The organism is Ruegeria atlantica (genome assembly GCF_947495585.1).
GTDB classification, from domain to species: Bacteria; Pseudomonadota; Alphaproteobacteria; order Rhodobacterales; family Rhodobacteraceae; genus Ruegeria; species Ruegeria atlantica_G.
This window is the reverse complement of record NZ_CANLZK010000008.1, coordinates 93,252-112,381: the sequence shown is the minus strand read 5'-3', so window position 1 is coordinate 112,381 and position 19,130 is coordinate 93,252. Positions and strand designations below refer to the sequence as shown.

The following is a 19,130-nucleotide window of genomic DNA, read 5'->3' as shown; positions in this document are numbered from 1 at the left end:
CTTCCTACGGAATTAGAACGAGTTTTCCCGGCAGCGCCTTGGACTGAAAGTCCTCCTGCGCCTTGGCGATGTCTCTTAGTGGATAGGTCTTGGAAACCAAAGGCTTGATGCGGCCCGCATTCATCATCTCGACAAGGCGGCCAAAGACTTCAAATGCCTGATGTGTGCAGCCGTGAATCGTGATGTCGCGCAGGTAGATCTCACGCAGGTCAGCCTTCACTATCGGCCCTGCAATTGCCCCGGAAACGGCATAATGACCGCCGGGTTTCAGGGCCAGGATCAGGCCGGGCCAGGCCGGGCCTCCGACAACGTCGATCACGACGTCGAACAGGTCCTTGGGCAGCGTCGCGTTGCGGTCAAAGGTGTCCACGGAACCCTGCGCTTTGACCACCTCGGCCTTGGCTGAACCCGTAACGCCCCAAACCGTCGCCCCACGTAGCGCCGCCAGTTGCACGGCGGCAAGGCCCACGCCACCCGAGGCACCGGTAACCAGCACCTTATGCCCGGCAGTCACGCCAGCGCGGGTCAATAGATTTTCGGCTGTGCCAAATGCACAGGGGATGGCGGCGATTTCGACATCTGACAGAGGTGAGGTCGTCACGTCGTACAGGTCGTCGGCCTGAACCAGACAATATTGCGCAAATGCTCCGTCGATTTCAGAGCCTAATGCGATAAAGCCAGTCGGATTGCCGGGGCGTGGGCGCGGCAAGTTGATCGGGCAGGTCACCCGTTGCCCGGATTGAAACCCGGTCTCTTGCCCTGCCAATTCGACTATCCCACATAGATCGCCACCCTGAATGCGCGGAAACGCCAACGCACCTCCCCAGCCTCCGGCATCAACATCCTGATCAACGGCGTCCGTTGCCCCGGTCACGTCCGAGGAATACCAGCCGACCCGTGTATTGATGTCGGTGTTGTTTACCCCTGCGGCCGCGACCCGAACCAGGACCTGCCCCGGTCCGGGCGTTGGAACCGGAATGTCCTCGCGCCATTCTTGCGCCTCGGGGCCGCCGTGGCGCGTCAAGTAAACGCCAGACATTTTGGTGGGCGTGGTCATCTTTAGGCCCTGTCTTTCGGATGGGCTGGAACCGGCCCCATCGGCACAATGTCGTAACGCGCGTTCAGCTCGGCCATTTTCGCCTCATCTGCAAAGTCAGCCTCGGTCATTGTTGCCAGTTCGGCCAGAAACCCGTCGAACCCCGAGGGTTGAAAGATCATCAGCATTCTGGCGGGCTCGCCATCGGCGACGCGACACGCATGGGGTACTCCGGGCGGGACATGCATGGTTGTGCCCGGAGTACAGCGATGCCAGCCGCCATCAACGTAGAAATCCACCGCGCCTTCCAGAAAGTAGAAGGTCTCGGCGTGGGTATCATGGCGATGAAGGCCAAGCGCGAAGCTGGCCTTCAGATTGTCTTCCATAAGAGTGTATGCGCCATCGGTATCCTGACCAGACACCTTCACAAAGGTGTGGTCATTTTCCCAGTCATAGTTGGGACCCTCACCGGGTCCCAGTTTGGCGTATCGTTTGCTCATGGCGGTCTCCGTGAGAAGTTAAGCGCGCAACCGCTCGTTCTCGGGATCCCACAGCGGCTGATCCTGCTCTACCACGGCGCGGCACTTTTGGCCGTAGATTTCGACTTCAAGCTCGGTGCCGGGGTTGGCAAGCTCGGCCTTGACCATGCCCAGCGCGATGGACTTGCCGACTCGGTAACCCCAAGCGCCCGAAGTGGTCTCGCCCACGATCTCGCCGTTCTGCCAGATGCAGGACATGTAGGGCGCATCGCAGTCGCCGGCGTCCACGGTAATGGTGACAAAGGCCTTTTTTACGCCCTGCTGCTTTTCGTTCAGGATCGCGGCCTTGCCGGGGAAATCCTGCGGCTTGTCGAGTTTGACGAACCGCTCCAGCCCGCCTTCCAGCAGAGAGTAGTCGGTCGACAGGTCACCCTTCCATGCCCGATAGCCTTTTTCGATACGCAGTGAGTTCAGGGCATACATCCCGAACGGCTTAGCACCAGCGTCGACGATTGCGTCATAGATCGCAGGCATATGCTCGTTCAGGGCGTGCACTTCCCATCCCAGTTCACCGGCAAAGGAGACGCGGATCAGGTAGGCGGGCTGGCCAGCAACGGTGGCGGACTGGTGGGTCAGCCAACCAGTGGTCAGATCGGCATCTGTCAGGTTCGACAGGGTTTCGCGCGATTTCGGGCCCGTGACGATCAGAGTGTCGCGTGTTGTGGTCACGTCCTCGATCGACACACTGGCAGGCATTGCGTTCATCAGGATGTCCCGATCATGCCACTGTGCAGTTGCGGCGGTGATCATGATAAACTCATCCTCACCCAGACGGATACATGACATCTCGGTCAGAATGCGGCCACGGTCGTCAGAGACATAAATGAGGTTCATCCGGCCGACCTTTGGCAGTCCTCCGGTTGCGAGACCGCGCAACGCCTCTGCGGCGCCCTCTCCCTTGACCATGAAGCGCGAGAAGCCTGGCAGATCCAGCACTCCACAATCATCTCGCACGGCCTCGCATTCTTCTTGGATCCGCTGCTCCCATGGGCCGGATCGGCCCCAGGTATGGGTGGCATCAAGCGACGTGTCGTCGCCCGGCTTTGCGAACCAGTTGGCCCGCTCCCATCCATTATAGGCACCCATCACGCCGCCCAGCGCTTTGACCTTGTCATGTACCGGCGACAGCTTCTTGTCGCGCGCCGCGGGCCATTCGTGATGGGGGAAGTGCATGGCGTATTCGTTGCCATAAACTTCCAGACCTTTCTGATTGCAGTAGTCCTGATCTGTGTAATCGGTGTAGCGGCGCGGATCGACGGCCCACATGTCCCACTCGGTCGCGCCATCGACGATCCATTCGGCCAGCACCTTGCCTGCACCACCGCCCTGAGCGATGCCGAAGGTGAATGTGTGTGCCTCGAACGCGTTTTTCACACCGGGCATTGGGCCGATCAGCGGCAGGCCATCCGGTGCATAAGGGATCGGGCCATTGATGACACGGCCAACGCCCGAGGTTGCCATCAGCGGAACCCGCTCCATCGCGTCGGTGACGATATCCTCGATGCGGTCCAGGTCATCGTTCCACAGCTGGAACGAGAAATCCTCGGGCATAGCGTCGTCTTCGGTCATCCAGTGGCCCTTGCAGTTGGGCTCATACGGACCAAGGTTGAAGCCATTCTTTTCCTGCCGCAGGTAGTACGAGATATCCACGTCGCGCAGCAGTGGCAGTTTCTTACCACCGTTCGCTTTGGACCATTCTTCAATTTCTGGAACTTCGTCCGTCAGCAGGTACTGGTGGCTCATGACCATTGCGGGAACGGTACGACCGCCGAAGGGCTTGAACCACTCCCCCACTCGCTGTGCGTAGTAGCCGGCCGCGTTCACCACGTAGTCACAGTCGATGTCACCCTTGTCCGTGTGAACGGTCCAGGTTCCGTCGTCGTGCTGGGTGACGCCAGTTGCCGGGCAAAAGCGGATGATCTTCTGGCCCATATCACGGGCACCCTTGGCCAGTGCCTGTGTCAGCTGCGCCGGATCAATATCACCATCGGTGGGATCGTACAAAACGCCTTCAAGATCGTGCGTCTCCAGGAAAGGATAGCGCTCTTTCGCTTCTTCCGGGGTCCACATCTCCATCGGGATGCCTTGATAGCGTCCCATCGCCATGGCGTGTTCGAACTCTTGCATCCGCTCCTTGCTGTGCGCCAGACGGATCGAGCCTGAAACGTGGTAGTTCATCGGATAGTCGACCTCTTCGCCCAGACGCGAATACAGCTCGGTCGAGTACCGCTGCATGTTCATGATCGCCCATGAATTCGAGAACGTCGGAACGTTACCCGCCGCGTGCCAGGTCGAGCCTGCGGTCAATTCGTTCTTTTCCAGCAGGACACAGTCGGTCCAGCCCTTCTTGGCCAGATGATACAGCGAGGAGGCCCCCACCACACCGCCACCGATAACAACCACGCGGGCTTTTGTCGGAAAATCGCTCATTGGTCTTGATCCTTGTTACTGTGCCCGTTGGGGCAGATCGTCTGTGATGTCGTAATAATCGCCCTTGTCGGCCACAAAGATGTGCCGGGCGAGCTGTAATCCGGTGGGCGTATCGAAAGCCCCCATGGAAATCGAAATCGTGTCCTCGTCATTGTGCTGCCAGAAGAGGAACGAACCGCAGGAACGGCAGAAACCGCGGCGGGCGGTGTCCGAAGCGCGGAACCACGTAGGCGTATCGCTGGCGGTGAAGCTCAAGTTATCCTGATGTGTCCAGGTCGAAGACCAAACATGGCCGGACTGCTTGCGGCATTGACCGCAATGGCAGGCCGAAGGCGGTGAAAGCTCTCCGTCAATCGTGAACGCGACAGCGCCGCAGAGGCAAGAACCAGTTTGCATGTGACTACCCCCTTGCTGTGGGCGTGGAGCTGGCCCCCAGCAACACGCCATAGATGATGAAACAGGCGGCCATGACACGGCGCACCCATGTGTTGAACACAGCGCCCAGCGCCGCTTTGCCCATCAATGTGCCCATCATGGTGAACCCGGTGTAGCTGAGCGTGGTAATGACCAGCGCCGTGGGCATGATGACGACCATCTGCTGCCAAATCGGCACATCCGGTTGCACAAATTGCGAAAAGGCGGCGAGATACCCTGCCACGCTTTTGGGATTGATCGTCGCAACCGCCAGTGCGTGTAGATACACGTGACGCGCAGGGCGTTCGGTAACTGGTGCCGGGCGCGTGGCATTCATCCATCCGCGAACCCCAACCCAGATCAGGAACCCTGCACCAACCAGTTTGGCGATGAAAAACCCGGTTGGGGAGGCTGCGATCAACGCGGTCACACCTAGTGCTGACAGAATCAAAAACGTGCTGGCCTGCGTCAGAATCGCCAAAACACCTAGCATCGCCTTGGGAAACGGCAGGCTCATTCCGTTCGAGATGCAGTTTACCGCATTCGGACCCGGCGTGGTGACGAACACCACCCAGAACAATGCGAATATGGTCCAGGCCTCGAAACTCATCAGTACACCGGCGGGGCAATCACCCAGATGGCCACGGCGAGTTCATCATAAGGGTTCGACCATTGGTAGGGTTGGTTTTTGATGCGGAAGCTGTCGCCGGGACCCACGAGGAATCGGCGGTCTCCGATCGTCAAATCCAACCGACCGGACACCATGTACCCAACCTCCTGCGTGGGTCGGTTGGCGGGCGTTTGCATTTTTGAGCGTGGCTTGAACGTCGAGTGCACCATCTCGAAATCATCGGTCAGGTCGGGCGAAAGCAACTCTTCGATCAACCCTTCCTCGCCCGAGCCCATCGGGCGGCGAGATCCGGCACGCACAACATAACCCTGTTCGTCCGCAGGTGCTGAAGAGTGCGCGAACAGCATAGACATCGGAACGCCCAAGCATTCGGCGATCTCGCGAAGGTCCGAAATTGATGGATCCGACATGTCACGCTCGACCTGACTCAACCAACCGACCGAGCGGCCAAGGCGCACTGAAATCTCGCTCAGCGTCAGCCCGCGCGCTTTACGCAATGCGCGAAGATCGGCTCCGAGTGTGGCGCTGTGCGGGGCTTGGCTGTTCACTGAACGCTCCGAAGTTTGGTGAAATTTTCTCCTTGTTTTTCACGATGCAGTGATTCTGTGAAAAAACCAATAATTTTTTCACTTGGGTCCACGACATTGTTTGGATATCCGTCAATCATGTGGATTGCGGTGATTTATCTGTGGGTCGTCAACACCCTGACTTTGCTTACCTTTGGCTGGGATAAGCTGCGGGCAAGACAGCGGAAAAGGCGTATCCCGGAACGAAAACTATTGTGGTGGGCGGCGTTGGGCGGCAGTCCAGGCGCATTGCTGGGGCGGTGGATTTTCAGACACAAAACCCACAAGCGGCTGTTTTCATACTACATCTTTGGGATCTTCGGCGCTCAGGCTGTGCTGGTCTATCTTCTGGCGGCCTTGGAATTGCCCAGTCTGGTCTAGCGCGAAAATTTCATCAGGGATTAGGTGCTAACAATTGGGAAACTGTCTGCTACACTCCCATTCTATCTGAATATGATTATTCTTACGCATTCGCAAAGGGTTGAATGACAAATGGACAACGGCATCGGTTTCTTCGACATAGTCTGGTCAATCTTCTGGCTGTTTCTGATGGTGGCCTGGTTCTGGGTGATGATTTCGGTTGTGGCCGATGTCTTCCGCTCCAAGGACCTAAGCGGCGGTGGAAAGGCAGTCTGGATCGCCTTTGTCATCCTGATTCCGTGGATGGGCGTTCTGGCTTACCTGATCGTTCGCGGCGACAAGATGCACCAGCACAATGCCGAAGCCATGAGCCAGATCGAACAGGCGCAAAAGGACTATATCCGGTCGGTAGCAACAGTATCTGCCGCGGATGAGCTGGAGCGGCTTGCTGCGCTCAAGGAAAAAGGCGTTCTGACGGATGAGGAATTTGCGGCGCAGAAAGCCAAGCTTCTGAGCACCTGATAGGAAGCACACACTAATCAAAATGGCCGGGGGTACGCCCCCGGCCATTTTTACTTGGCGAATACGCTGGACAGAATTCCGCTCAGTTGCCTTGCGTCTTGTTCATTGAACGCGTTGGGTTGATCACTGTCGATATCGAACACAGCAATGACGTCACCGGCGGCATTGAGCACGGGTAGCACCAATTCGGACCGGGTCGAAGACGCGCAGGCGATATGGCCCGGAAATGCTTCCACATCCGGCACCAATTGTACCATCCCCGTTCGGGCCGCAGCGCCACAGACACCGCGGTCGAACGGGATAACCAGACAACCGTGCCCACCCTGATAAGGTCCGATCTTCAAAAGCCCGGGCTCAGTGGCACGGTAGAAACCTGTCCAGTCAAACCGATCATCGGAATGGTGCACCTCGCACGCAATTGTAGCCATCAGAGCCACGCTGTCGGTTTCGCCTTCGGTCAGGGCGGCGATGGTTTTGGCAAGTGTGTCGTAATCAGCTGTCATGTCGGAACTCGTGGCAGAAGTTTGCGCCGGAGTATTTGGAAAAAGAGGAAGCGTCAAACGCGTTCGATGGCTATCGCCGTGCCTTCACCGCCGCCGATGCAGATCGCCGCCACCCCGCGTTTCAGGTTTCGCTTTTCCAACGCGTTCAGCAGCGTGACCATAATCCGCGCACCCGACGCGCCGATCGGATGCCCAAGTGCGCAAGCCCCGCCGTTCACGTTGACGATTTCGCGGGGCAGACCCATCTCGTGCATGAAGGCCATCGGCACGACCGCAAAGGCTTCGTTAACCTCCCACAGATCGACATCTTCTTTCGACCAGCCGATGTTTGTCAGAAGTTTCTGCGCGGCCGGAACAGGTGCCGTCGTAAACAGCCCCGGTGCCTGCGCATGGCTAGCGTGGCCGACGATACGGGCACGAACGGTCAGACCCTGCGCTTGGGCTGCGTCCTCGGATGCCAGAACCAATGCAGCCGCGCCATCCGATATCGAAGAGGAGTTTGCTGCGGTGACAGTACCGTCCTTACGAAACGCCGGCTTGAGCGTCGGGATCTTCTCGGGCCGCGCCGAAAGCGGCTGTTCATCCGTGGCCTGCGTGACCTCACCCTTGCGGGTGCGGACCGTAACCGGCGTGATTTCATCCGCGAATGCGCCGTTTTCCTGTGCGGCCAGCGCATTTGACAATGAACGCAGCGCATATTCGTCCTGCGCTTCGCGCGTGAACTGATAGGCCTCGGCACAGTCTTCGGCGAATGTGCCCATCAGGCGACCTTTGTCGTAAGCGTCCTCGAGCCCGTCCAGGAACATATGATCCATTGCCTGCGTATGACCCAATCGCGCGCCTTCGCGCATTTTGGGTAAAAGGTATGGCGCGTTCGTCATGCTCTCCATCCCGCCTGCGATCATTTTATCGGCATGCCCTAAAGCGATCTGGTCATAGGCCATCATGGCCGCTTTCATGCCCGATCCGCACATTTTGTTCAGCGTTGTGGCGGGAACGTCTTCGCCCAACCCTGCCGCAAAACCGGCCTGGCGCGCGGGCGCCTGCCCCTGCCCGGCCGGCAAAACACATCCCATAAGGACTTCGCCAACGGTTTCAGTACCGGCCCCTTGCAACGCTGCCCTGATGGCGTCGCCGCCCAGATCGACCGCTGTCACGGTATCGAACATCCCCTGAAACCCACCCATCGGGGTCCGCGCCGCGCCGGCGATAACGACTTGCTTCATCTGGATGCTCCTTCGCTTTTCTACAGAGATGGATACAAAATGGTAAGAATTGCCGTCTAGCGTATTTCTACGAGTGATTTTCAGTTTAGAGAGCCCGAGCGCATGGCCCTAACCAGTAAGACAACAGACACAACGCAGATCATAACGGTGCATTCTGACCGAATTGATGCCGCAATGGCCATTCAGTTCAAGGAAGACATGCGCAATGAGGCCGAAAGCGGCGCGCCGCGTGTGGTCCTGGATTTAACGGGGGTCGAATTCATCGACTCAAGTGGCCTTGGGGCTATCGTCGCGTCGATGAAACAACTGGGCAGTGACCGCAGGTTGGATTTGGCCGGGTTGCACCCATTTGTCGAAAAGGTGTTTCGGCTGACCCGCATGGATACGGTTTTCAACCTCTATCCTACCCTGACCGACGCTCTGGCACCACCGGTGGAATGACTTCACGGATTGAATAGGCGCGATGTCGATGGGGAACGGGAACTGCTTGGATCTGAGCTTTGCTGCAACCGAAGCCGAAGCCAGTGTTGGTATCGCCCAGCTAAGCAAAGGGCTGGATGCGCAGGGTCTACCGCCACACAAGGCGAGCGACGTGAAAATCGCTCTGGCCGAGGCGATCAACAATGTGGTGGAGCATGCTTATTCGGACGTCACCCCGGCCAAGGTCCGGGTGCATTGTCGGCTGCACCAAAATTGGCTGTATATATTGATCTCTGACACCGGGACTCCTTTGCCGGGATTTCGCGTGCCCGATGGTTTGCCCGCGCCTTTGGGATCGACACTCGACGAGTTGCCCGAAGGCGGGTTTGGCTGGTTCCTGATCCACGAACTGACCAGCGACATTCGCTATGAACATCGCAATGGCTGCAACCGGTTGTCCCTGCGGTTTGACTTTCCAAACCCGACCACCTGACCCAAAATCGTCACATAATGGCCCAGATCGCACCATTGGCGCGCCGCAAACAAAGGGCAAAAAGATATCTGTAGCTCAGATAGCTTCCCTCGGCGCCTCGTGTCACAGCCCCCACCCAGTGAACGGCGCCGAGGATCTCCCTTCCCGCTGATGTGACTAGACAATCCCTGACCGCGCTTTACGTTCGGCGTGTTCAAAAGGGGAAGGCAAAGCTATGCGGGATTTTCACACTCCAGGTCGGTCCGAAGTTCTGGCAACCGAGGGAATGTGCGCCACATCGCATCCTCTGGCCGCGCAGGTTGCCGTAAATATCCTGCAGCAAGGCGGCAATGCCATGGACGCTGCCATCGCAGGCGCTGTGCTGCTGAGCATTTGCGAGCCGCAGATGACGGGCATCGGCGGCGATTGCTTTGTCCTGTTCAACCGCGCAGGCGAAGATCAGATACGCGCCCTGAACGGATCCGGGCGCGCGCCGGCGGCTGCCAATGCGGACAAGTTGCGGGCTGAGGGGCTGGATACAGTGCCGTTGAACACACCCGATGCGGTGACCATTCCCGGTGCGATTGATGCCTTTTGCCATCTGGCAGAAACCGAGGGCAGGCTTGGGCTGGATGAGATACTGGCACCTGCCATTCACTATGCCGAGGCCGGTGTCCCGGTCGCACCCCGGGTCGCCTATGATTGGAAAACGGGGGCTGACACGCTGCAGGGGGCAGCGCGCAGGCATTACCTGGCTGACGGCGAAGCGCCAAAAACAGGTCAGGTCTTTCGCGCGCCAGGGCAAGCCGAGGTTCTGCGCCAGATTGCACGCAATGGTCGTGACGCCTTTTATGCCGGTGAAATTGCACAGGATATGATTGACGCCCTAACAGCATTGGGTGGTGTTCACACGGCCGAGGATTTTCTAGCCACGCAATGCACAAAATCCCAGCCTGTCAGCGGAAACTACAACGGCATCGATCTTGTCGAACACCCGCCAAACGGCCAAGGTGCGACTGCAATCCTGCTTTTGAACATCCTAAAGAACTTCGATCTGACCGGTCTTGACCCATTTGGCCCAGAACTCATCCATCTTGAGGCCGAGGCCTCGAAACTCGCTTATGACGCGCGCAATCGGTTCATTGCGGACCCCGATCACACAACCCACGCTGAACGATTCCTCGACCAGAGCGGGGCGAATAAGCTGGCCGCGTTGATTGACCCCAAGCGCGCCATGCCAGCGGCGGCCCCACTAACCGAGTCCATTCACAAGGACACGGTCTATATTACGGTTGTTGACCGGGATCGGATGGCCGTTTCGCTGATCTATTCCATATTTCACAGCTTTGGGTCTGGCATCGCATCTGAAAAATACGGGATTTTGCTGCAAAACCGCGGCTCAGGCTTCAACCTGAGCGCTGGTCACCCAAACGAGCTTGGCCCGGGCAAACGCCCGATGCACACGATCATTCCCGGTATGCTCAAACAGGATGGCCGGGTACTGATGCCGTTTGGCGTGATGGGCGGAGCTTTTCAGCCAACAGGCCACGCACGCCTATTGTCCAACCTCACGGATCATGGGTTGGGTTTGCAGGCCTCTGTGGACGCCCCGCGCGCCTTTGCAGACGGCGGCGTTCTGAAACTTGAACGCGGAATTCCGCCCAGCACATCTCAACAATTGAGCGATTTTGGGCACAACGTTCAGGTTCCAGAAACGCCCCTTGGCGGAGCGCAAGCAATCCGAATCCGCACAGATGGTGTTCTGGAAGGCGCAAGTGACCCCAGAAAAGACGGTTGTGCGTTAGGTTATTGACCACCTAGGCGCGCAATCTGGCGCACCAAATCACTTAGTTCAAATTAAAGTGCAGCGGGTACGCGCCATTCTCGAAAGGACCGAACATGTCAGGAATATCAGGATGCTCCACCGGTTCCCCGGATTGGTCCGCAATCAGATTTTGTTCTGAAACATAAGCCACATAGAAGGATTGGTCGTTTTCTGCGAGCAGATGGTAAAACGGCTGATCCTTGATGGGGCGGCTGTCCTCGGGAATGGCCTGATACCACTCTTCTGTGTTGGAAAATTCCGGGTCCACGTCAAAAATCACCCCTCGGAAGGGATGCTTTTTATGGCGGACCACCTGTCCCAGGCGATACTTGGCATTTGTCTTCAGCATTATCTCAGCCCCCAGAGATCTTACTACCTCTTTCCGGGCCGGAATGCCAATCATTGATCGGAAATTAAAGGAAACAGTCTGTGAACATCTTACTGACAGTGTTCGAAATTGTGGCGCCGGTTTTTCTGCTGGCGGGCATTGGATTCACCTGGGTCAAACTTGGTTTTGAGTACCGTTTGGAGTTTGTGACGCGCCTTGCCGTGACGCTTGCCGTGCCCAGCCTGATCTTTGTGGCGCTGATGCAAACCGAGATCCCGGCAGGAGAGTTGACCCGCTTCACGCTGGCCGCAATTGCGGGTCATATTGGCCTTGCCGTGGCCTTTGGCGTTTTCGTTCGACTTTCAAACCTGGACCGTCGGACTTACCTGTCGCCACTGATTTTTGGCAATACCGGAAATCTGGGCCTGCCGTTGTGCATTTTTGCGTTTGGCCAGGCAGGCCTTGGTTTTGCAGTCATTTTCCTGGCAATTACCGCCCTGTTTTCCTTCACCTATGGAATTTACCTCGTCGCTGGAAAGGGTGCATTCGGCAAAGTTGCGCGCGAACCGATGGTTTGGGCAACCCTGCTTGGGGCCTTATTCCTATGGCAAGACTGGGAAACGCCACTGTTCCTGACCAATACGCTAGAGCTGCTGGGCCAAATGGCCATCCCTATGATGTTGATTACAGTCGGCGTAGCAATTGCAAGGCTGACGACGCGCAAATTGGGTCAGGCGATCTGGCTGTCCGTCCTGAAGCTGCTGGTCTGCTTTGCGCTCGGCTGGGCAATAGCTCGATTCTTTGATCTGGACGCAACCGCTTTTGGGGTATTGGTCCTGCAGATGTGCACTCCAGTCGCGGTTACATCGTACCTGCTGGCCGAGCGGTTTGACGCGGATTCGGACGCGGTTGCAGGGATGGTCATGGTATCAACTGTGCTTAGCGTGGGCGCTTTGCCTATAATTCTAGCCATTGTTCTATAACGATTGTGATTTCCTAATCGCTCAATTTGCGCTAGAATAAAGAAAAAAGGCACGAGGCACATGAGCAGAATTCTTTTCGTACTCTTCGGGGTGCTGCTTTTGGCATCCTGCGGTGGCGGGTCCAAACAGCCACCGAGCAGATTGAATGACGCGTGCAGCATTGCGCGCGAACGGCCTGATTTTATCAAGGCGTTCAAAAGCACCGAACGGAAATGGGGCGTCCCAATTCACGTTCAGATGGCGACGATCTATCAGGAAAGCCGCTATAAGCACGACGCACGTACGCCGCACCAATACGTTCTGGGTGTGATCCCGATGGGCCGTCAAAGCAGCGCCTACGGTTTCAGCCAGGCCCTGGACGGCACTTGGGATGAATACCGCAAAGAGACCGGCAAACGCCGCGCCAAGCGGGACCGCATCCGCGATGCGTCAGATTTCATCGGCTGGTACATGAACAAAAGCCATCAGCGGAACGGTATTCACCCTACAGATACGCGCAACCAGTATCTGGCGTATCACGAGGGGCACACCGGCTTTGCCCGAGGCAGCCATAACAGCAAATCCTGGCTGTTGAACGTCGCCAATGACGTCGACGCACGCGCCAAACTTTATCAGGCGCAGCTGGCCAATTGCCGCTACTGACAGGAGTGCGGGTCAGCGATTGCCTGACCCGCTTCTTTTTGATCTGGAAAACAAATCGTTGCTGAGGTTGCCACCAGTGGTCAACTGACCCAGCAACACGGTCGTCTGACTGCCAGCATTGTCGTGAATGACCCATTTGCGCAGCTCGATCGGGTCCCCCGTGAACATCAGTTCAATCCGGCCGGAATCGGGGTTCTTTGGGTCCCGAGCGGTAACAACCGTGGCCGTCCCGTCAAAATCATGGGCAACTACCATATTCGCCTGCCCCAGATTGACGTTGCGCGCCAGTACCAGCGACAACGGGGTACGTTTTAGCGGGTACTGTTCCGGCGGCTGGTTCGATTTAGGGTCAAAGATCTGTACCGTACCCGCACGTGCCAGAACCACAGCGCTGTTGGGCGGGTCATATTCGAACCGCATCTTACCGGGGCGCTCTAGCCACAGCTTTCCGGTGCTCAGCGAACCGTCATCGTTAACTTGCGTAAACGTGGTCTCGACGGTTTTGAGGCCATTGAGGTAGTTTGAGATTTGGGACAACGGCAGCTTATCAGCCGCCCAGGCCGCAGGCGCGGCGAGTGTCAAAGCAAGGGCAAAGGCAATCTGTTTCATAAGTCCCCAGATAAGCGCTCTGCCCTTGTTATTAAATATCCTATTGCTCAGGGACGAGGATTTCGCGTTTCCCGACGTGATTTGCCGACGAAACAACGCCTTCATCCTCCATTTGCTCAACAAGTCGCGCAGCTTTGTTATAGCCAATGGCAAGTTTCCGCTGAATGTACGACGTCGAGCATTTGCGATCCTTGATCACAATCCCTACCGCCTGATCGTACAAAGCATCCTCGCCATTCGTATTGCCGCCCGTGTTCAGGCCCAGAACCGCGTCGATGTTGTCGGCTTTGTCCTCAGATGGACCGTCCAGCACGGTGTTCACATAGTCCGGTGGGCCGAACTGTTTCAGGTGGTTGACGATTTCCTCGACTTCCTCGTCCGAAACAAACGGGCCGTGGCAACGAGTGATCTTGGCGCCACCTGCCATGTACAGCATGTCGCCCTGCCCCAGCAGTTGCTCGGCCCCCATCTCGCCCAGAATAGTGCGGCTGTCGACTTTCGAGGTCACCTGGAACGAAATCCGGGTTGGGAAGTTCGCCTTGATCGTACCGGTAATCACATCGACCGAGGGGCGCTGCGTGGCCATGATCAGGTGAATACCCGAGGCCCTTGCCATCTGCGCCAGTCGCTGGATACAGGCCTCGATCTCTTTGCCCGCGACCATCATCAGGTCGGCCATCTCATCAACAATCACGACGATGTAGGGCATCGCTTCGGGCGCGAACTCTTCTGTCTCGAACGTTGGCTCGCCGGTTTCATCGTCGAACCCGGTCTGCACGGTGCGGCTGAACATCTCGCCTTTGGCCAACGCGTCCTTCACGCGGCCATTGTAGCCCGCGATGTTACGCACGCCCATCTTGGACATTTTACGATAGCGGTCTTCCATCTCGCCCACGACCCATTTCAGGGCGACAACCGCCTTTTTCGGGTCGGTCACAACGGGCGACAGCAGATGCGGAATGCCATCATAGACGGACAGTTCCAGCATCTTGGGGTCGATCATGATCAGGCGACATTCGTCCGGTGTCAGCTTATATAGCAGCGATAGGATCATGGTGTTGATCGCAACCGACTTACCGGAACCGGTTGTCCCCGCAATCAACAAGTGGGGCATCTTGGCCAGGTTTGCGACCATGGATTCGCCGCCGATATCCTTGCCCAGCGCCAGTGGCAGCGCGTGGTTACCATCACCAAAATCACGGCTGGCAAGGATTTCGCGCAAAACCACCATCTCGCGGTTTTCATTGGGCAATTCGATCCCGATCACCGAGCGACCCGGCAGGGTCGAAACACGTGCCGACAGTGCCGACATCGAGCGCGCGATATCGTCGGCCAGACCGATAACCCGGCTCGCTTTCAGGCCCGGAGCAGGCTCTAGTTCGTACATGGTAACAACCGGGCCGGGGCGGACACTGGTGATCTCACCCTTGACGCCATAGTCGTCCAGCACGTTTTCCAACATGCGCGCGTTTTCTTCCAATGCCTCATCGCTGAGGTGATGGCGCTGAATGCTGGAAGGGTTGGACAGCAAGCTCAGAGGCGGCAGCTCAAAGTCCGAATGCCGGTCTTCAAAGGACAACCCAGGCTGTGCTTCGGCCTGTGCACGACGCGACGGCGCAGGGGTGCGGCGAACAGGCTGTGCCACTACGGGTTTGCGCGGCTCGGCCACTGGAATTTTCATCGCAGGAAGCGGGGCCGGTTCGGGTTCGGGTGCGTCTTCAAATACGGCCTCATCCTCAAAGACGGGCTCGGGCGCAAAATCATGATGCAGGGGTTCCTGATGCCACTCGGGTTCAGGCTCTGCTGTCAGCATCGGCTCAGGCGGCAGACCGTCCAATGTCATCGGCGGCTCGGGGGGAAGCTCCTCTCCGCCTCTGGCGTTCAAAATCAACGGGTCCGGCCCCCGGCCACGCCCTTTGGTCAAAGGCAGGGTTGGATCGACCTCTGGCGCCACTTCACCCGCGGCCACTTTGCGATTGCGCACGGCTGCGGAAATCTTGGACTTGATACGATCTTCACCCGGCATTTCATCGAATCCGGCAACCGGTTCGCGGGCGACCAGTTCAGGTTCCGGCATGGGATCGGCGCGGCGGATCAGGCTTGGCATCCGCGCCAGCAGACCGGGTTTTGCGGGTTCGGGCTCTTCGAAATCCGGCTCTTCGAACATCGGATCGGCATACGCCATATCGTCGTCAAACACCGCGTCGTTGGCCTCTGCGCGGATGGCCTTGCGCTCTTCCCACTGTGCCCGGCGATCTCGTGCCGCCTGTGCGGTAACCGACGCACTGCGACCCAAGAGGTTCATCAACATGTCATAGGACATCACAAGGCCCAGCAAGAAGGCACGCGTGCCTTTGCGCACGTCGGCTTTTGTGAATCCAAGGACAAATGTACCCAGCACCAGCATGCCAGCTGCCATCGCCAGCGACATCAGTTTGACCATGAAATGTGACGATATAGGCAGCAGTGTCAGCAACGCACCCATGACGGTATCACCGAACAAGCCCCCCAGACCAAAGCTGTGGGTCGTGCGCCATGCCTCACCCGGCACCAAAGTCGCGGCATAAACGGAAACGATGGCAATCCAGATCGGAGCAAAGATAAGGCGGGCCACTGCGCGTTCCTCGCCGAAGTGCCCGGCAAAGCGTATGCCCCAGCCAATCAGCACCAGCGCGATGCTCCAACTGCCCCATCCGACGATCATGAACAGCGGCGCGGCGATCGACGCCCCAATCCGCCCCATCCAGTTCTGCACTGGCGCGTCTGTCGACACCATCCAGTTCGGATCATCCGGCGTGTAGGACCAGATCATCGCGGCTGAAGCCAGCCCCAGCAGGATCAGGGCGATCCCGATCAGTTCCTTGCTACGCCTTTCGATGGCGGCTTGGGTCGTACTGTCCAGCAATGGATCGCGGTTGCGCGCGTTATATGATGCCATTTTGCCCTCGTACCTCACGAATAGATGCAGTCACGGAGCGTAATCAGCCCCTGCCGCAACTCTGTTTTTGGGGCCACCATTGCGACCCGGATAAACTGTTCGCCCGGGTTTTGCCCCGGATCACCTTGAGAAAGATATGCACCAGGCAGCACCCGAACACCGGTTTCCTGCCACAGCCTTAATGTGGTTTCCTCGCCATTTTCGACTGGCAGCCATAGGAAAAACCCGGCTTCAGGCGCCATATAGCCCTGCACGCCCGCGAAAACCTCATCCGCGATCGTGTATTTTTCCTGATACAGCGCGCGGTTCTCTACAACATGCGCCTCATCTGCCCAAACTTTTGCGGCGGCAGCCTGCAAAGGTAGCGGTAAAGGCGCACCTGCGTAGTTGCGTAACTGCTTGACCCTCTTGATGGTCTCGGGACCACCGGCGATCAAGCCCGAGCGCAGACCAGCCAGATTGGACCGCTTCGACAGTGAATTGAACAAGGTGATCCGCTCCGGATCGGCCCCAAGTTCCTGCGCGACGGTCAGTACACCTGTTGGTGCCGTGTCGCGGTAAATCTCGGAATAACATTCATCCGCGAAGATGCGGAAATCATAGGTTTCGGCCAGTTGGATCAGTTGGACCCAATAGTCGCGCGAGGCGACTGCGCCCTGCGGATTGGCGGGAGAACAGATATAGGCCGCCACGGTGCGGTTCAGAACGTCCTTCGGTAGCCCCGAATAGTTCGGCAAGTGACCTGTGGCAGCATTTGCGGATACGAATACAGGCTCGGCACGAACAGACAGCGAGGCCACCATATAGACCTGGTAGAATGGATTCGGGCACAGAATAACGGGCTTTTCACCGTTTTTCTGCTCGGGGCACAGCGCCATCGCGGCGTTGTACAATCCTTCGCGCGTGCCATTCAACGCCATCACGTTGGTGTCAGGGTCCATCGAAACGCCATAGCGGCGATCAATCCAGTCAGTAATCGCCGACCGCAACTCGGGCGACCCTTCGTTTGGAGGGTATCCCTTAAACCCGGCCGCGTTTTCTGTGATCACATCGGTGACCCACGCCGGAAAATCATGCATCGGCGCACCAATGGTCATGTGAATCACTTCACCGCCCGGCTGGTGGTGATCCAACAGGGTGCGCAAACGCGGGAATGCATATTCCGGTAGGTCCGAAAACCGTTCGGGGAAATTCATAACTACTGCCTCAATACCGGGATCATTTCGCCCCGTTTTACAGGCAGACTACAGATCGCACCCGGTTTCGTCCAGACAAAGAGGTGGCGAATCAGGGGATTGTGGCATTCAGGCCAACGCCGTCTCGACGGCTGATCCCAGCCTTAGCAGGGCCTCTTCCGAGCCGGGATATCCCATCATCATCACGCCACACCCGGGTATTCCGGTCGGCAGTGTCAGTGCAGCAAGTCCCATCAGATTGCCAATACGGGTGTTGCGCAGCGCCAACAGATTTTCCGTGACATAGTAGTCGTGGTCATTCATCAACCGATCCAGATTCGGCGGCAAAATGGGCGCTGTCGGCGCAAGCACCGCATCAAACCCGGATGTGGCGGCATCCCAAGCAGCCCGACAGGCTTTCAGCCTGGACCAGGCCGCGATGTAATCGGCACCGGTCGCGTTTTGACCCGACCGAAACCGTTCCAGAATCTCGGGGTACATGGCGTTAGGGTTGGCTTCGATCACATCGCGCCACAACCCATAAGCTTCGGTCGTGTACAGAATGCCGGACAGCGCCATGGCGTCGTGCAGCTCAGGGACGTCCAGCGGAACGATCTCGGCGCCTGCCTCGGTGAGTTTTTGCAACCCATCCTCAAAGGCCTTACGCGGTTCATCCCTCAGGTCGTCCTGCGCCACAGTCTGAAGATTGGCAAAGCGGCGGCCTATCAGGCTGGCACCGCGAAGATCCGGTGGAGAGCGCCCCTCGAGCAAGGCCAGCATCTGAGCCGCGTCCTCGACTGAGCGGGTCAGTGGACCAACAGTGTCGAACCGCAGACACAAGGGCACTGTACCCTCAAGGCTGACGCGCCCGGCGGTGGTTTTCAGCCCGACCAGATTGTTCCAGGCCGCTGGAATGCGCACCGACCCGCCCGTATCCGAACCGATCCCACAGGCGGCAAGCCCCCAGGCCACCGATGCCGCCGCGCCGGAGGAAGAGCCTCCGGATACGGCGTCTTCATCGTCGATGCATGGGGGCGTTCCAGTGGTCGGGTTCAGGCCAAGGCCTGAGAAGGCCAGCTCGCTCATATGCGTCTTGCCCAGACAGACTGTGCCCATGGCGGTGGCGTTACGCACAACGACCGCGTCCATTTCGGGAACCCGGCCTTTCAGCAACGCCGAGCCTGCCTCAGTCGCGGTGCCGGCGGTGTCGAACAGATCTTTCCAGCTGATCGGCACACCATCCAGCAGGGACCGCCGCAGGCCCATTTTGGCGCGCTCCTGCGCAGCCTGTGCCTCGGCCCTAGCACGATCATGCGTAACGCGGGCATAGATCCTATCACGGTGCGGATGCGCATCGATGGCGGCCAGATAAGTCTCGGTCAATTCAACCGGATCGATCTGTCCCATGCCGATACCCCGACCCAGATCACACGCTGTCATGGTCAGCCAGTCCTGCATCCCTGCCCCCTTGCAAAAAAAGCACTTTGAGGGACGGTAGCGACAGGACCGCA

20 protein-coding genes are annotated in these 19,130 nt (G+C 58.0%); 7 read left to right on the top strand and 13 right to left on the bottom strand.

The window, feature by feature from the left end:
- Nucleotides 1–4: 4 nt before the first annotated feature.
- The 6 genes from QMP16_RS14715 to QMP16_RS14690 are packed head-to-tail and all read right to left on the bottom strand — an operon-like array spanning nucleotide 5 to nucleotide 5,598.
- The gene (locus QMP16_RS14715) at nucleotides 5–1,057 is read right to left on the bottom strand and encodes a zinc-binding dehydrogenase (protein ID WP_282152993.1); all 1,053 of its coding nucleotides are present in this window, start codon (nucleotides 1,055–1,057) and stop codon (nucleotides 5–7) included.
- A gap of 2 nt (nucleotides 1,058–1,059) precedes the next feature.
- Complete coding sequence (locus tag QMP16_RS14710) at nucleotides 1,060–1,536, bottom strand: cupin domain-containing protein (protein ID WP_282152992.1); 477 nt, start codon at nucleotides 1,534–1,536, stop codon at nucleotides 1,060–1,062.
- An 18-nt stretch (nucleotides 1,537–1,554) separates the two neighbouring features.
- On the bottom strand, nucleotides 1,555–4,005 hold the full coding sequence (locus tag QMP16_RS14705) for a GcvT family protein (protein WP_282152991.1): 2,451 nt from the start codon (nucleotides 4,003–4,005) through the stop codon (nucleotides 1,555–1,557).
- A gap of 15 nt (nucleotides 4,006–4,020) precedes the next feature.
- Nucleotides 4,021–4,401: a GFA family protein gene (locus tag QMP16_RS14700; RefSeq protein ID WP_282152990.1), complete on the bottom strand. Its 381-nt coding sequence runs from the start codon at nucleotides 4,399–4,401 to the stop codon at nucleotides 4,021–4,023.
- Between the two features lie 4 nt (nucleotides 4,402–4,405).
- Complete coding sequence (locus QMP16_RS14695) at nucleotides 4,406–5,029, bottom strand: LysE family translocator (protein WP_282152989.1); 624 nt, start codon at nucleotides 5,027–5,029, stop codon at nucleotides 4,406–4,408.
- Nucleotides 5,029–5,598: a helix-turn-helix domain-containing protein gene (locus QMP16_RS14690; protein ID WP_282152988.1), complete on the bottom strand. Its 570-nt coding sequence runs from the start codon at nucleotides 5,596–5,598 to the stop codon at nucleotides 5,029–5,031. Before QMP16_RS14690 ends, QMP16_RS14695 begins: the two co-directional genes overlap by 1 nt.
- Nucleotides 5,599–5,715: 117 nt before the next feature.
- Here QMP16_RS14690 and QMP16_RS14685 point away from each other — a divergent pair, with 117 nt between their 5' ends.
- Both QMP16_RS14685 and QMP16_RS14680 read left to right on the top strand, forming a co-directional pair.
- On the top strand, nucleotides 5,716–5,997 hold the full coding sequence (locus tag QMP16_RS14685; RefSeq protein ID WP_282152987.1) for a DUF1294 domain-containing protein: 282 nt from the start codon (nucleotides 5,716–5,718) through the stop codon (nucleotides 5,995–5,997).
- A gap of 111 nt (nucleotides 5,998–6,108) precedes the next feature.
- Nucleotides 6,109–6,498 (top strand): SHOCT domain-containing protein, encoded by a 390-nt coding sequence (locus QMP16_RS14680; protein WP_058279764.1) that lies wholly within the window; start codon nucleotides 6,109–6,111, stop codon nucleotides 6,496–6,498.
- A 50-nt stretch (nucleotides 6,499–6,548) separates the two neighbouring features.
- Here QMP16_RS14680 and QMP16_RS14675 read toward each other — a convergent pair whose 3' ends face one another.
- Both QMP16_RS14675 and QMP16_RS14670 read right to left on the bottom strand, forming a co-directional pair.
- Nucleotides 6,549–7,001 carry a GAF domain-containing protein gene (locus QMP16_RS14675; RefSeq protein ID WP_282152986.1) on the bottom strand — a complete coding sequence of 151 codons (453 nt, stop codon included), beginning with the start codon at nucleotides 6,999–7,001 and terminating at the stop codon, nucleotides 6,549–6,551.
- Between the two features lie 53 nt (nucleotides 7,002–7,054).
- The gene (locus QMP16_RS14670; RefSeq protein ID WP_282152985.1) at nucleotides 7,055–8,227 is read right to left on the bottom strand and encodes a thiolase family protein; all 1,173 of its coding nucleotides are present in this window, start codon (nucleotides 8,225–8,227) and stop codon (nucleotides 7,055–7,057) included.
- A 102-nt stretch (nucleotides 8,228–8,329) separates the two neighbouring features.
- Here QMP16_RS14670 and QMP16_RS14665 point away from each other — a divergent pair, with 102 nt between their 5' ends.
- The 3 genes from QMP16_RS14665 (at nucleotide 8,330) to QMP16_RS14655 (ending at nucleotide 10,932) form a co-directional block, all read left to right on the top strand.
- On the top strand, nucleotides 8,330–8,668 hold the full coding sequence (locus tag QMP16_RS14665) for an STAS domain-containing protein (protein WP_282152984.1): 339 nt from the start codon (nucleotides 8,330–8,332) through the stop codon (nucleotides 8,666–8,668).
- A gap of 28 nt (nucleotides 8,669–8,696) precedes the next feature.
- Nucleotides 8,697–9,140 (top strand): ATP-binding protein, encoded by a 444-nt coding sequence (locus QMP16_RS14660; RefSeq protein WP_282152983.1) that lies wholly within the window; start codon nucleotides 8,697–8,699, stop codon nucleotides 9,138–9,140.
- A 214-nt stretch (nucleotides 9,141–9,354) separates the two neighbouring features.
- A complete protein-coding gene (locus QMP16_RS14655) occupies nucleotides 9,355–10,932 on the top strand; it encodes a gamma-glutamyltransferase family protein (RefSeq protein WP_282152982.1) in 1,578 nt (525 codons plus the stop codon).
- A gap of 34 nt (nucleotides 10,933–10,966) precedes the next feature.
- On the opposite strand, the gene hspQ is transcribed toward QMP16_RS14655, so the two are convergent.
- A complete protein-coding gene (gene hspQ, locus QMP16_RS14650) occupies nucleotides 10,967–11,293 on the bottom strand; it encodes a heat shock protein HspQ (RefSeq protein ID WP_058272652.1) in 327 nt (108 codons plus the stop codon).
- Nucleotides 11,294–11,373: 80 nt separating this feature from the next.
- Here hspQ and QMP16_RS14645 point away from each other — a divergent pair, with 80 nt between their 5' ends.
- A complete protein-coding gene (locus QMP16_RS14645) occupies nucleotides 11,374–12,255 on the top strand; it encodes an AEC family transporter (protein WP_282120309.1) in 882 nt (293 codons plus the stop codon).
- Nucleotides 12,256–12,315: 60 nt separating this feature from the next.
- Nucleotides 12,316–12,897 carry a hypothetical protein gene (locus QMP16_RS14640; protein WP_058272557.1) on the top strand — a complete coding sequence of 194 codons (582 nt, stop codon included), beginning with the start codon at nucleotides 12,316–12,318 and terminating at the stop codon, nucleotides 12,895–12,897.
- A gap of 12 nt (nucleotides 12,898–12,909) precedes the next feature.
- Here QMP16_RS14640 and QMP16_RS14635 read toward each other — a convergent pair whose 3' ends face one another.
- The 4 genes from QMP16_RS14635 to QMP16_RS14620 all read right to left on the bottom strand — a co-directional run bounded on the left by QMP16_RS14635 (nucleotide 12,910) and on the right by QMP16_RS14620 (nucleotide 19,077).
- Nucleotides 12,910–13,506 carry a LolA family protein gene (locus QMP16_RS14635; RefSeq protein WP_282152981.1) on the bottom strand — a complete coding sequence of 199 codons (597 nt, stop codon included), beginning with the start codon at nucleotides 13,504–13,506 and terminating at the stop codon, nucleotides 12,910–12,912.
- A gap of 40 nt (nucleotides 13,507–13,546) precedes the next feature.
- Complete coding sequence (locus QMP16_RS14630) at nucleotides 13,547–16,444, bottom strand: DNA translocase FtsK (protein ID WP_282152980.1); 2,898 nt, start codon at nucleotides 16,442–16,444, stop codon at nucleotides 13,547–13,549.
- Between the two features lie 14 nt (nucleotides 16,445–16,458).
- Nucleotides 16,459–17,640, bottom strand: coding sequence for an aminotransferase class I/II-fold pyridoxal phosphate-dependent enzyme (locus QMP16_RS14625; protein WP_282152979.1), 1,182 nt, complete (start codon nucleotides 17,638–17,640; stop codon nucleotides 16,459–16,461).
- A gap of 108 nt (nucleotides 17,641–17,748) precedes the next feature.
- Complete coding sequence (locus QMP16_RS14620) at nucleotides 17,749–19,077, bottom strand: amidase (protein WP_282152978.1); 1,329 nt, start codon at nucleotides 19,075–19,077, stop codon at nucleotides 17,749–17,751.
- Between the last annotated feature and the right edge of the window lie 53 nt (nucleotides 19,078–19,130).